This is a genomic window from Streptomyces sp. NPDC002994 (genome assembly GCF_040611155.1).
Classification (GTDB): Bacteria; Actinomycetota; Actinomycetes; order Streptomycetales; family Streptomycetaceae; genus Streptomyces.
In genome coordinates, this window is the sequence record NZ_JBEXNQ010000030.1 from 68934 (window position 1) to 80866 (window position 11933).

The window sequence follows — 11933 nt, forward strand, 5'->3', positions numbered from 1 at the left end:
ATGGCCGAGATCCTCGCCAACTCCGTACGCTTCCACGTGCAGCGGCTGCCGGGCCGTGACCGCAGTGCCGGCGAACCCGTCGCCGTCTTCCTCCACGGCCTGGTCGTGGACAACCTCTCCAGCTTCTACTGCACCCTCGCCGTCCCCGCCGCCCGGGCCGGGCACGACGTCGTCCTGTACGACCTGCGCGGCCACGGCCGCAGCGAGCGGCCGCCCACCGGGTACGACACCGACAGCGCCGTACGGGACCTGACCGCCCTGCTCGTCGCCCTCGGCCTCGACCAGCGCCCCGTACACCTCATAGGCAACAGCTACGGCGGCATGCTGGCGCTCCACACCGCGCTCGCCCACCCCGGCCTCGTCGCCGGGCTCATCCTCATCGAGGCACCGCTGAGCGGCCCCTGGTTCGAGAACATGCTCGACACGCTCTCCGTCGCCGCCCTCGACCTCGAAGGCAGCCACGTGCCGCAGGAACTCGCCTCGATCGGAGCGCGCAAGGCCGCCCGCCTGACCACCACCGCCGATGAACTCCTCAACCGCACCACCCTGATCGACGACATCGCGGCGGCCCGGCCCTTCACGTTCAGGGACTTCGCCCGGGTGCACTGCCCCGTGCTGGCCGTCTGCGGCGAGCACTCCGAACTGCTTCCCGGCGCCCGGGAATTGGCCCGCCACGCACCCCACTGCACCGTCCGCGTCCTGCCGGGCCTGGGCCACGACGTACTCAAGGGCGGCACCGACGAGCTCCGGCGGGCGGTGCTCGACCGACTCGCCGGGCCCGCGCGGCAGCAGCCCGAGGCGGTGACGGTATGAAGGTGCTGTTCGTCGTCCCGCCGTTCGCCGGACACGTCAACCCCACGGTCGCCGTCGCCGCCGAGCTGACCGCCCGCGGACACTGCGTCGCCTGGACAGGACCCGCAGGGGCACTGCACCAACTGCTGCCCGCAGGCGCAGAGTTGCATCCCTCCGGCGACAGCGCGGAAACCGGCGGCTACGGCACGCTCCACGATCACTGGCGCGACCTGCGCGGCGTCGCGGCCCTGCGCTTCCTGTGGGAGGAGGCGCTCATCCCGCTCGCCCATGCCATGCTGCCCGGCGTCGAGAGGGCGGTCGACGCGTACGCCCCCGATGTGCTCGTCGTCGACCAGCAGGCGCTCGCCGGAGCGGTGGTCGCCCGGCGACGCGGACTGCCGTGGGTGACGTCCGCGTCGACCTCGGCGGAGTTCACCCGGCCCTTCGCCGGCTTCCCCCGGGTGGGGGAGTGGGTGGCGGACCGGATCGCCGGACTGCTCGCGGCCTGCGGGGCGCCCGCAGGCTGGGACGCGCGCTTCTCGGACCGCCTGGTCCTGGTGTTCTCCACCCCCGAACTGGTCGGCCCCGGCGAGACGTACCCCCAGCACTACGCCTTCGTCGGCCCGGCCCTCGGCCCGCGCCCCTCCGACGGCTCGTCATTCCCGTGGCAGCGGCTGGATCCCGCACGACGCCGGGTGCTGGTCTCGCTCGGGACGCTCAACCGGGAGGCGGGCGGCCGGTTCTACGCCACAGTCCTGCTCGCCGTGGAACAACTGGCCGACCGCGTCCAAATCATCCTGGCCGCACCCGCGGACACCGTCGGCGAGGTGCCGGACCACGTCCTGCTCCAGGAGTACGTCCCCCAACTCCAACTCCTCCCGCACCTCGACGCCGTCGTCTGCCACGGCGGCCACAACACCGTCTGTGAGGCCCTCGCCCACGGCCTGCCCCTGGTCGTCGCGCCGATACGCGACGACCAGCCGATCGTCGCCCAACAGGTCGAGGCGGCCGGAGCAGGCATCCGGGTGCGCTTCGGCCGGGCCCGGGCGGGCGAGCTGCGCGACGCACTCGAAGCCGTACTCGACGACCCCGCTCACCGCCACGCCGCCCGCCGCATCCAGACGTCCTTCGCCGCGGCCGGCGGTGCCGTGACCGCGGCCGACCGGTTGGAGAAGCTGACATGACACAGCCCCGTACCCGCGTCCCATGGGCGGCCCTCGCCGTGCTGGCCGGGCTCACCGCCGGAACCGTGCGCGCCCGCCGCGGGCTGGCCGCCGTACCGGTCCTGGATCTTTCCCCCGACGCGAGCAGCCCGCCCCGGAACGAATGGCACCTGATCACCGCACGCGGAGTCGACGTCGACGACGCCACCCTCCGCGCCGCCGTGGCCCACGCGGAACGAACCGGCTTGCAGGTACTCGACCTGCTGCCCGGCCGCCTCGACACGGAACGCGCTCTGAGCCTGCTCCGCGTCCTCGACCCCAGCGCCCACCACTACGCCCGCACGGCCGAGGGCCGCGGCACCGGACACGCCCTGCTGGTCGCCGAGGACGTCCGGCGCCGGGCGGGGATCGGCAGCGGCACAGAGCTCGGTCCCGAACTCGGTCCCGAACTCGGGGCGGAGCTCAGGACCGACGAACTCCACACCCTCCTCAAGCGCTTGAAGGAGTACGCCGCCACCGCGACCGGCGTCGCCATCGCCCCCGGCCTGGCCGCCCCCACCCCCGACCTCGCCCTGCGGGCCGCAGAACTCCGGGCCCAGGGGCTGCCCCCGGGCCTGGTGGCCACCGCCCAACTGGCCGGTCTCGCCCTGCTCCTGCGCGCGGCCGTCGCGGACCGGCGCTGGGGCGCGGCGGCCGCCGCTCTCTACTGCTTGCAGCCCGTCCTCGTCCTCGGCGGTCCCCGGAGCCCCCTGCGCCCGGCCGACCTGCCCCGCGCCGCCGCCGCGCGGCCTCTGCACTCCCTCGGCGCCGCACTCCGTACCGCCGTGAGCGCCCGCCCCAGCCCCGGACCGTCGCCCGAACTGGAGGCGCTCCGGCCGTACTACACCGCCGAACTGAAAGCCGGCACCGACCGGTTCTTCGAGGACCGTCGCCCCGACTGCCCCTGGTGCGGCTCCGGCTCTCTCTCCGTACGCACCCGCGTCCCCGACCTGTTCCAGGGCAAGCCGGGCCGGTTCACCCTCGAACAGTGCGGCGACTGCGGGCACGTCTTCCAGAACCCCCGCCTCTCCCTCGACGGCCTCGACTTCTACTACCGCGACTTCTACGACGGCCTGGGTGACGGCGGCGCCGACGTCGTGTTCGCCAGGATGGGCCGCTCGTACCGCGACCGCGCCGAAATGCTGAAACCCTTCGGGACCCCCACCGCCTGGCTCGACGTCGGCACCGGGCACGGCCACTTCTGCGACAGCGCGCGCGACGTCTGGCCCGACACCCGCTTCGACGGCCTGGACATGGCCGCCGCCGTGCGGGAGGCACAGGCGCGCGGCTGGGTCACCACCGCCCACCACGGCCAGTTCCCCGACCTCGCCGCCGGGCTCGCCCACCGCTACGACACCGTCAGCATGTACCACTACCTGGAGCACACCCGCGACCCGCTGGCCGAACTCGACGCGGCCGCCGTCGTACTGCCCACCGGCGGCCATCTGCTCATCGAGCTGCCCGACCCCGAATCGCGCCTCGCCCGCCTCCTGGGCCCCGCCTGGCTGCCCTGGTTCCAGCCCCAGCACCAGCACCTCATCCCCCTCGCCAATCTCCGCCGCGCGCTGGTGGAGCGCGGATTCACCGTCCTCGCCGAGGAACACGGCGCGGCCCACCAGTCCTGCGACTTCTTCGGCGCCGTCCTCCTCACCGCCAACCGGCTCGCCCCCAACCCGTACGCCCCCTGGGGCCCTGGCCGTGCCACCCCGGCGCGGCGGGCGTTCCGCGCGGCCGTGCAGAGCGCGTCGCTGCCGTGCTACGCCGCCGCGGCGGCCCTGGACGCAGTGCGTTCGGCGGTGGCGCGCGCCACCGACGGCGGCAACGCCTACCGCCTGCTCGCTCGCAGGACACCCGCCGACACGGAAGGCTGGTGAGTACGTGCTGGACCTCGCCCGGCGCCATACCGCCGACCCGCTCTTCCGGCTAGTCGCGTACGCCCTCGAATCGGCGCACGACCGCCAACCGGCCACGGTGTGGAGCGCCCCGCACGCCTTCCACCTCGGCTCGCCGCACCTCGTCGCCGCCGCAGGCTGGCCGGTGGCAGCCGCCGCCGCGCCGCGAGACGACGGTCTCGTACGGCTGAGCTCGCTCGCCCACCCCGCACAGAGCTGCGAACTCCCGCTCACGGGACCGCCACAGCCCCACCCCGCCTGGGCCGCCCGCACCTATACCCTCCTGCGCACCATGGCCCGCGCCGGATACGGCCGCGGCGGAATCGATCTGCACATCCACTCCACGCTGACCGCCGCGACCGGACTTTCGAGCGCCGAACCGCTGGAGTGCGCCGTGGCACTCGCGGTCGCCGACCTGCACGCCCGCCCGCACACCGGCCCCGTCAGGCCGCGCCCGCCCCGCGGCAGGGTGGCCGCCCTCGTCCGGGACGCCGCGCCTGACGGCGACGACGCGCTGCGCCAAGCCGTGCTGTTCGCCCGGCCAGGCCGGGCTCTGCTGCTCGGCGGCGGCCACGGCGGCCGACGCCACGTCCGCCTCGACCCGGCCGAGCACGGGGCGCGGCTGATGCTGCTGGTGACGCGCGGCGACAGCCCGGGCGCGGGCGATGTCCGGCGCGCTGTGGCGTGTGCCCGGCGCGCGGGGGCCACCGCCGACTGGTGGCCCGGTCCGCAGCCGGAGCGTAGCGCTCTGGTGCTGCTGCCGTACGAGCGGCTGGCGGCCGTACGTACCGGTGTGGCCGAGGAGTTCCGCAGCCGCGGACTTCCCGTGCCGCGTCTGGTGAACATCACCGTGGCGGGCGCGGCCCGCCGCGAAGAGTGAGAGTAAGGACAAGGAGGAACACCCCATGAAAACAAGAGCCTTGCCGGACCGGACACGGGCCCGGTCCACGACGTGGCGGGCAACCGTCGCCGGGATCTTCAGCACCCTCGCCCTGGTCGCCGCCTTCGGCGTATCAGATTCAAGCGCCGCGCAGCGGCCCGCGGTCGCCGCGCTGCCCAGCTACGACCACGTCGTGGTCGTGGTCTTCGAGAACAAGCAGTACGGCGAGATCATCGGCAGCGCCAACGCCCCCTACATCAACCAGCTCGCGAACGCCGGCGCCAGTCTGACCGCCATGAAGGCCCTGACCCACCCCAGCCAGCCGAACTACTTCAACCTCTTCTCGGGCGCGACCCAGGGCATCACGGGCGACGGCTGCTACACCCCGCAGTCGATGAGCGCCGCCAACCTCGGACAGGAACTGATCGCCGCGGGCAAGACCTTCGCCACGTACAACGAAGACCTGCCGAGCGAGGGGTCCACGGTCTGCACCAGCGGTCAGTACGCGCAGAAGCACAACCCCTGGTTCGCCTTCAAGAACGTGCCTCTGAACACCGGAAAGACGTGGGCGCAGTTCCCCAAGAGCGACTTCTCCCAGCTGCCTCATCTGTCGTTCGTCGTCCCGAACCAGTGCAACGACATGCACTCGTGCCCGGTCGGCACCGGAGACACCTGGTTGAAGAACAACCTCGACGCGTACGCGCAGTGGGCCAAGGCCAACAACAGCCTGCTGGTGCTCACCTGGGACGAGGACAATTTCCTCGGCTCCAACCAGATCGCCACGGTCTTCTCCGGCGCCAAGGTCAAGCAGGGCAAATACAGCAGCGCGTACAACCACTACAACCTGCTGCGTACCTTCGAAGACCTCTTCGGCACCACCCACGCCGGCAACGCCGCGAGCGCCACCCCCATCAGCGAGGTCTTCGGCGATGGTACGACGCCGCCGCCGGACGGGGACCTGAAGGTATCCAACCCCGGTACGCAGACCTGCAAGTTCAACCAGAGCTGCACCATCCAGATCACCGCCACCGGCGGCAAGCCACCCGTCAAGTACAGCGCCACCGGACTGCCGTTCGGCCTGAGCATCGACAGCGCCACCGGCCGGATCACCGGCAAGCCCTGGCAGACCGGCACACTCCAGATCACCGCAACGGCCACCGACTCCACCCCGGCCTCGGCCACCACCACCTTCCCCCTCACCGTCAACTGGTTCTGACAGTGCGTCAGTGACAGGAAGGGAGGCACGGTGTACTTGTCGGCAAGCCGGGCCGCCGACACCACGGCGGGCGTACGCCGCACCCGGCCGCGCCCGCCGCGCGGCACCAGGGTCCGCCGCGCGGTCGCCGGCAATGTCATCGCCCTCGGCGCGGTCAGCCTGGTCACGGATGTCTCCGCCGAGATGGTCACTGCCGTACTGCCGCTGTATCTCGTGGTCGGCCTCGGCATGTCCCCGCTCGCCTTCGGCGCCCTCGACGGCCTCTACCAGGGCGCAAGTGCCCTGTCCCGGCTGGTCGGTGGCCATGTCGCCGACCGCGCCCAGCGCCGCAAGCTCGTCGCGGGCGCCGGTTATGCCGTGTCCGCCGCCTGCAAACTCGCGCTGCTCGCGGCCACGACACCGTGGGCGATCGGTGCGGTCCTCGCCGCCGACCGCACCGGCAAGGGACTGCGCACCGCCCCGCGCGACGCGCTCATCTCCCTGTCCTGCCCGCCCGAGGAGCAGGGCCGCGCTTTCGGGGTGCACCGGGCGATGGACACGGCCGGCGCGCTGCTCGGCCCGCTCGCCGCTTTCGCCGTGCTGTGGGCCGCTCGTGACGGTTACGACGCCGTGTTCGTGGTCAGCTTCTGCGCCGCCGCACTCGGCGTACTGCTGCTCGTACTGTTCGTACGGGAGCCGTCCGGGGTTACGGCCCCGAGGAAGGGCGCGGAGAAGAACGCGGACAGGAACGCGGACAAGAAGAGGCACCGTCCGGGTGCCCTGCGTTCCCTGGCCCGTACTTCAGGCTTGCCCCGGCTGTGTCTGATCGCCGCGCTGCTCGGCGTGGTCACCGTCAGCGACTCGTTCCTCTATCTGCTGCTGCAGCGCCGCCTCGACCTGCCCGCCCCGTACTTCCCGCTGCTGCCCGTCGGCGCCGCCGCCGGATTCCTGCTGCTGGCCGTGCCGCTGGGGCATCTGGCCGACAGGATCGGCCGCCGACAGGTCTTCCTCGCGGGGCACGGGGCGCTGCTCATCGCGTACGTGCTGCTGCTCGCGCCCTGGGGCGGCGGGCCGGTGGCGGCCGGAGCCGTACTCGTACTGCTCGGCGCGTTCTACGCGGCCACCGACGGCGTACTGATGGCCGCCGCCGGTCCTTTGCTGCCCACGGACCTGAGGGCGAGCGGCCTCTCCCTCGTCCAGACCGCGCAAGCCCTCGCCCGCTTCGCGGGCTCACTGCTCTTCGGCGCGGGCTGGTTGTACTTCGGGCCGGAAGGCGCCCTGACCGTGGCCGCCGCCGGTCTGGCCGTCGCGCTGGCAGCGGTCGCCGCCCTGTCCACACTCCACCCCCACCCCCACCCCCACCTCCACCGACGGAGTCCCTCATGAGCATCAGGGCCCGGCTGCTCGTCCTTGTGCTCGTCACCGCCGTCCTGGTCGTGGTCGCGGCCGTAGTCACCCTGCGGGCCGCCGACCGCGCCGCCGAACGCGATCAGGCCAGAACGGGCGAACCGGCCGCCCGCGCCGGTACGGTGACGTTGCGTCAGCCAAAGCGGCTGCTCTTCCGCAACCTGGCCTGGGGGCCGCAACGCGATCACGTCTCCTCCGTCCCGCTGACCACCCCGGCCGGGCCCCGCACCTCCGCGCCCCGTGACTGCCTGCGCTTCCACGCGGCCGCCGGGACAGGCATCTGCCTCCGTGCCACCGGCGGAGTGGTCCCCGGTCACGAAGCCGTGCTGCTGGACGCGCGGTTGCGCCCCGTCCGTACCTTCCCGGTGCCCGGGATGCCCACCCGCGCCCGCGTATCGCCGAGCGGACGACTGGTGGCGTGGACGGTCTTCGTCAGCGGAGACTCGTACGCGGGCAGCGCCTTCTCCACCCGTACCGCCGTCTACGACAGCCGCACCGGCACCCTCCGGCCCGACCTGGAGAAGCTCGCCGTGATCAAGGACGGGCGCCGCCACCGGGCCGCCGACCACAACTTCTGGGGCGTCACTTTCGCCGCCGACGACAACCGTTTCTACGCGACCCTCGCCACCCGTGGCCGTACGTACCTGGTCGAGGGCGACCTGGGCCGGCGCACACTGCGGACCCTGCGCGAGAACGTCGAATGCCCGTCCCTCTCTCCGGACGGCACTCGTGTCGCCTTCAAGAAACGCGTCCCCGGCGCATCCGCCGGTACGCCCTGGCGGCTGTACGTCCTGGACCTGCGCACCGGCAGTGAGACCGCGCTGGCGGAGCGCAGAAGCGTCGACGACCAGGCCCTGTGGCTGAACGGCCGCACTCTCCTCTACGCCCTGCCCGGCGACTTCGGCGCCGACCTCTGGTCGGTCCCGGCGGACGGTGGCGGCACACCACGCATGGTCGTGAAGTCCGGCACGTCCCCTGCCGTGGTCGACTGAAAGGGCTCCCCGGGGCTTCCGGGCGTCACCGTGCGCGCAGTGCGGTGGCCGACTGGGCTCTGGAGCGTACGTCCAGCTTCTGGTAGATACGGGTCAGCCTGGCCTCCACCGTTTTGACGCTGAGGAACAGCTTCACCGCCGCCTCCTGTTGCACGGCATCCGAGAGCCCGAAGAGCTCATCGCGCCTGGCGGTCAGACACTCGTAGAACTCGCCCCGAAAGCGTGACGCTTCCGCGAACGCCCTCTCCGGACAGCATCAGGCAGCAGACTCACCTTCACGGCCTTCGTCGTGGTCAGGTGCACCTTGGTCGGAGCACAGGAGATGAAGGCCGCCTCTCCGTCCGTCACTTCCCGAACGCCCATGGCGTGGCCAGATATGGCCGCGAGAGAATCAGACCATGGGGATCGACTTGCAGTTGCACGACAGCCGCCCGCACTGGCCCAGCCGACGCTCGAAGCGCAAGCCGAGTTTGATCCGCCAGTCCGGCGAGCACGGTGAAGCGCTGGCTCAGCTGATCGCCAAGCTCCCCGCCAACACCTCGGGAAAGCTCTGGACGGTCGACCCCTACAAAACACCGTCCTCAACGAGCAAGAGGCCGAAGCCGCACTCCGCGAGATCCCAGACTTCCTGGATCGCTGCACTCACGACTTCCAAGCCAATGCGGTCCGCCACCTAGCCACCTACCTGCTAGGACTGCGCCACGACTCCCGGCAGCTACCTCGTCTTCGTCGGAGACTAACCAGACCAGCGGAAGGTTAAAGAACCTCCCAATGACGATGCCAAGCCGCCGCCGTGACGATCGGTAGGACTTGCAGCACGCTCCCTGGTGCCGTACGGCACCAGGGCCCCTCCACGCGTTCCCGCTCCCAAGCACTCACCAGTGAAGGTGAAAAGACCGCAGAAGACTCTCTGGGCCGTCTCGATGACGACGACTATCCCGCCTACACCATGGGCCGCGCCGCCGAGATGATCGGTACCACCCCCGGCTTCCTGCGCGCCATCGGCGAGCACCGCCTGATCACCCCGCTGCGCTCGGAAGGCGGACACCGCCGCTACTCCCGCTACCAGTTGCGGATCGCCGCCCGCACCCGCGAACTCGTCGACAGCGGTACCCCGATCGACGCCGCCTGCCGCATCGTCATCCTCGAAGACCAGCTCGAGGAAGCCCAGCGCATCAACGCCGCACACCACCGCGCGGCGCCAGGACAGAATCCGCCGTCAGCGGCCTGAAGGTGAGCGTGCCTGCCGGCCTCGGCGGGCCGCCGCACGCCCGGTCAGAGCGTGCTGCGTGGTCGCTTTCCTGGCGCCGATGCGCCTGGACCTCGTGCCGGGCGCTCTCCTGGAGGGCTCCAATTCCCGCGTGACGCAGGCGGGTCGGCTCGTTTCTCCGCAGGCGTCGCGGTGCAGGACGCACGCGTGATCGATGACTCTCGCGTGTCTCACGTGGTGTTGTGAAGGTGCTGCGTTTAGCGCCCTGTCTCACGGTGCGCCGCTATGCTCGCCTCGTGGGCGAGATCGTGGTGGTGCGCGATGGCGCTGGGCCGGAGGTCCTGCTTGTGCATGGCGGTGCCGGCCCGCGGACGACGTGGGGCGCTCTCGCTCCGCTGGCCGATCGGTGGACGCTGGCATATGTCCATCGCCGTGGCTATCCGCCGAGTCCACCACCACGGGAGGGCCAGGACTTCGAGGTGGACGCCCTGGATCTGGCGCCGCTGCTCGTCGGCCGCCCGCACGTTGTCGCCCACTCTTACGGCGTCCTCGGGACGTTGATCGCGGCCGCTGCGGCGCCGGGCAGCGTGCGCTCGCTCACCCTGATCGAGCCGCCGCTCACCTACCTTGTCCCTGACGATCCCGAGGTGGCGCGGCTCGAGCGCATCGGCCGTGCGGTCCTCACCCAAGGGGTGGATACGGACCCGATCGAGCTGCGCGAGTTCCTCCATCTCGCGGGCGCGCCCATCGGCGACGGCCCGCTCCCCGAGGACGTGGTCGCCGGCGTTCGGCGGGCGCACGGTGGCCGGCCGCCCAGCGAGGCGCGCCCACAGCTCGACGCGATCCGTGACGCCGGCGTCCCAGTGCTCGTCGCGTCCGGAGACCACGCGGCCGCGCTCGAGCGGATCTGCGACGCTCTCGCGGATGCGCTCAGCGGCGAGCGCAGCGTGCATCCGGGCGCTGGTCACTTCGTCGCCGAAGCACCGGGCTTCGCCGAACAGCTTGAGACCTTCCTGCGCAAGAGCGTCACGTGGCGAACTTCTCGCAACAGGTGAGTGTGGCGGCGAGGGTGAGGAACGCGGAGAACAGGTTGGCCGAGCGTTCGTAGCGGACGGTGAGCCGGCGGTAGCCGGTGCGCCAGGCAATGGAGCGTTCGATCTTCCAGCGGTAGCGGCTATAGGTTGTCTCACGTGGCGTGATGCTCGTGCAGCATGATGCGGGCCGTGGGTGCCGATCTCTCGAAGCGTCTGGTTCCGGATGAACTCTGGGAACTAGCCACCCCGTTGCTACAGTCGTTGGCTACTCGTCCACAGGGCGGCGGGACTGCTCCGTGTGACGAGCGGGCCGTGTTCACGGCGGTGGTGTACGTGCTGACCAGTGGCTGCGCCTGGCGGCAGAGTATTACCGGGCGTTTGTCGCCGGGCACGACTCTGCCCCCGTTCTTTCACCCGGACGCGGCGTGACGCGGTGAGGAGTCAGCAGTTGTCACAGGCGCGGGCGCGTGGCAGACCGCCCGTGTGGTGGCCGGAAGGAGCGCGGATGGATCTCTACACGGTCGAGGCCGTGCTCGATGCGCGCGGTGGTGTGCGGTGGGAGGCGGGGGATGCGTGGCTGGCCGGCGGCACATGGCTGTTCTCCGCACCCCAGCCCGGGGTGTCGCGTCTGTGGGATCTGGCCCGGATGGGCTGGCAGCCGCTGGTGCTCGGTGAGGGCGGGCTGGAGATCGCGGACACGTGCACGGCGGCTGAGCTGCTGGCCTTCGCCATAGAGCCGGATGGCCCCTGGCCAGATGCGCGTGCGCTGATGGACGGCTGCTGCCGGGCGTTCTCCTCCTCCTTCAAAGTATGGAATGCGGCCACGGTGGGCGGCAATGTGTGTCTGGCGCTGCCCTGCGGCGCCGATGGTGTCGCTGGCGGCCGCCCTGCACGGCACCTGCGTGCTGCGTGCGGGCGACGGCCAGGAACGGCTGCTGCCGGTACGCGAATTCGTCACCGGGCCGGGCCGGACGGATCTGCGGCCGGGGGAGATGCTGCGCAGCCTGCGGCTGCCGGCTACGGCCGTGGCGCAGCGGACGGCGATGCGCCGGGTGAGTCTGCGGCCTGGCGGGCATTCGGCGGCCCTGGTGATCGCTACGATGGCTCCCGGGTCCGGGCGTTTCACGCTCACGCTCACGGCGGTCACGACACGCCCCGTGCAACTTTCCTTCGGCCGGCCGCCCACGGCGACCGGGCTGCGCGCGGCGATCGAGCAGGCCGTCGACGCATCACTGATCGTGGACGACGTCCACGGAGCTTCCGCATAGCGCCGTCACCTCATCGTTCATCTGGCCGACGAAGTGTGGTGCGCATTGATGGCGGAGGAGT

14 protein-coding genes are annotated in these 11933 nt (G+C 71.5%); 12 read left to right on the forward strand and 2 right to left on the reverse strand.

Annotation, left to right across the window (positions count from 1 at the left end):
• The 7 genes from ABZX79_RS31095 to ABZX79_RS31125 all read left to right on the forward strand — a co-directional run bounded on the left by ABZX79_RS31095 (position 1) and on the right by ABZX79_RS31125 (position 8360).
• On the forward strand, positions 1–813 hold the full coding sequence (locus ABZX79_RS31095) for an alpha/beta hydrolase (RefSeq protein ID WP_355265077.1): 813 nt from the start codon (positions 1–3) through the stop codon (positions 811–813).
• Positions 810–1976, forward strand: coding sequence for a nucleotide disphospho-sugar-binding domain-containing protein (locus tag ABZX79_RS31100; protein ID WP_355265080.1), 1167 nt, complete (start codon positions 810–812; stop codon positions 1974–1976). Before ABZX79_RS31095 ends, ABZX79_RS31100 begins: the two co-directional genes overlap by 4 nt.
• On the forward strand, positions 1973–3868 hold the full coding sequence (locus tag ABZX79_RS31105) for a class I SAM-dependent methyltransferase (RefSeq protein ID WP_355265083.1): 1896 nt from the start codon (positions 1973–1975) through the stop codon (positions 3866–3868). The genes ABZX79_RS31100 and ABZX79_RS31105 overlap by 4 nt, the downstream gene beginning before the upstream one ends.
• 4 nt (positions 3869–3872) lie before the next feature.
• Entirely contained in the window at positions 3873–4766 is an 894-nt protein-coding gene (locus tag ABZX79_RS31110; RefSeq protein ID WP_355265086.1) for a galactokinase, read from the forward strand.
• A 25-nt stretch (positions 4767–4791) separates the two neighbouring features.
• Positions 4792–5982, forward strand: coding sequence for an alkaline phosphatase family protein (locus ABZX79_RS31115; protein ID WP_355265089.1), 1191 nt, complete (start codon positions 4792–4794; stop codon positions 5980–5982).
• Between the two features lie 138 nt (positions 5983–6120).
• Complete coding sequence (locus ABZX79_RS31120; RefSeq protein ID WP_355265161.1) at positions 6121–7347, forward strand: MFS transporter; 1227 nt, start codon at positions 6121–6123, stop codon at positions 7345–7347.
• Positions 7344–8360, forward strand: coding sequence for a TolB-like translocation protein (locus ABZX79_RS31125; RefSeq protein ID WP_355265092.1), 1017 nt, complete (start codon positions 7344–7346; stop codon positions 8358–8360). Before ABZX79_RS31120 ends, ABZX79_RS31125 begins: the two co-directional genes overlap by 4 nt.
• Positions 8361–8385: 25 nt before the next feature.
• On the opposite strand, the gene ABZX79_RS31130 is transcribed toward ABZX79_RS31125, so the two are convergent.
• Complete coding sequence (locus ABZX79_RS31130; RefSeq protein ID WP_355265164.1) at positions 8386–8496, reverse strand: LuxR C-terminal-related transcriptional regulator; 111 nt, start codon at positions 8494–8496, stop codon at positions 8386–8388.
• Positions 8497–8758: 262 nt separating this feature from the next.
• Here ABZX79_RS31130 and ABZX79_RS31135 point away from each other — a divergent pair, with 262 nt between their 5' ends.
• The 3 genes from ABZX79_RS31135 to ABZX79_RS31145 all read left to right on the forward strand — a co-directional run bounded on the left by ABZX79_RS31135 (position 8759) and on the right by ABZX79_RS31145 (position 10625).
• Positions 8759–9037: a hypothetical protein gene (locus tag ABZX79_RS31135; protein WP_355265095.1), complete on the forward strand. Its 279-nt coding sequence runs from the start codon at positions 8759–8761 to the stop codon at positions 9035–9037.
• 272 nt (positions 9038–9309) lie between these two features.
• Entirely contained in the window at positions 9310–9591 is a 282-nt protein-coding gene (locus tag ABZX79_RS31140) for a MerR family transcriptional regulator (protein WP_355265098.1), read from the forward strand.
• A gap of 275 nt (positions 9592–9866) precedes the next feature.
• Positions 9867–10625 (forward strand): alpha/beta fold hydrolase, encoded by a 759-nt coding sequence (locus ABZX79_RS31145; protein WP_355265101.1) that lies wholly within the window; start codon positions 9867–9869, stop codon positions 10623–10625.
• Here ABZX79_RS31145 and ABZX79_RS31150 read toward each other — a convergent pair.
• Positions 10597–10770 carry a transposase gene (locus tag ABZX79_RS31150; RefSeq protein WP_355265167.1) on the reverse strand — a complete coding sequence of 58 codons (174 nt, stop codon included), beginning with the start codon at positions 10768–10770 and terminating at the stop codon, positions 10597–10599. The two genes, ABZX79_RS31145 and ABZX79_RS31150, sit on opposite strands and share 29 nt — an antisense overlap.
• A gap of 14 nt (positions 10771–10784) precedes the next feature.
• On the opposite strand from ABZX79_RS31150, the gene ABZX79_RS31155 reads away from it, so the two are divergent.
• Both ABZX79_RS31155 and ABZX79_RS31160 read left to right on the forward strand, forming a co-directional pair.
• Positions 10785–11033 (forward strand): transposase, encoded by a 249-nt coding sequence (locus tag ABZX79_RS31155; protein ID WP_355265170.1) that lies wholly within the window; start codon positions 10785–10787, stop codon positions 11031–11033.
• A gap of 407 nt (positions 11034–11440) precedes the next feature.
• Positions 11441–11872: a hypothetical protein gene (locus ABZX79_RS31160; protein ID WP_355265104.1), complete on the forward strand. Its 432-nt coding sequence runs from the start codon at positions 11441–11443 to the stop codon at positions 11870–11872.
• Positions 11873–11933 lie beyond the last annotated feature (61 nt).

Coding starts and splice junctions, on each gene's coding strand:
- ABZX79_RS31095 (WP_355265077.1), top strand. CDS start 1: ATGGCCGAGATCCTCGCCAACTCCGTACGCTTCCACGTGCAGCGGCTG.
- ABZX79_RS31100 (WP_355265080.1), top strand. CDS start 810: ATGAAGGTGCTGTTCGTCGTCCCGCCGTTCGCCGGACACGTCAACCCC.
- ABZX79_RS31105 (WP_355265083.1), top strand. CDS start 1,973: ATGACACAGCCCCGTACCCGCGTCCCATGGGCGGCCCTCGCCGTGCTG.
- ABZX79_RS31115 (WP_355265089.1), top strand. CDS start 4,792: ATGAAAACAAGAGCCTTGCCGGACCGGACACGGGCCCGGTCCACGACG.
- ABZX79_RS31125 (WP_355265092.1), top strand. CDS start 7,344: ATGAGCATCAGGGCCCGGCTGCTCGTCCTTGTGCTCGTCACCGCCGTC.
- ABZX79_RS31135 (WP_355265095.1), top strand. CDS start 8,759: ATGGGGATCGACTTGCAGTTGCACGACAGCCGCCCGCACTGGCCCAGC.
- ABZX79_RS31140 (WP_355265098.1), top strand. CDS start 9,310: ATGGGCCGCGCCGCCGAGATGATCGGTACCACCCCCGGCTTCCTGCGC.
- ABZX79_RS31155 (WP_355265170.1), top strand. CDS start 10,785: ATGCGGGCCGTGGGTGCCGATCTCTCGAAGCGTCTGGTTCCGGATGAA.
- ABZX79_RS31160 (WP_355265104.1), top strand. CDS start 11,441: ATGTGTGTCTGGCGCTGCCCTGCGGCGCCGATGGTGTCGCTGGCGGCC.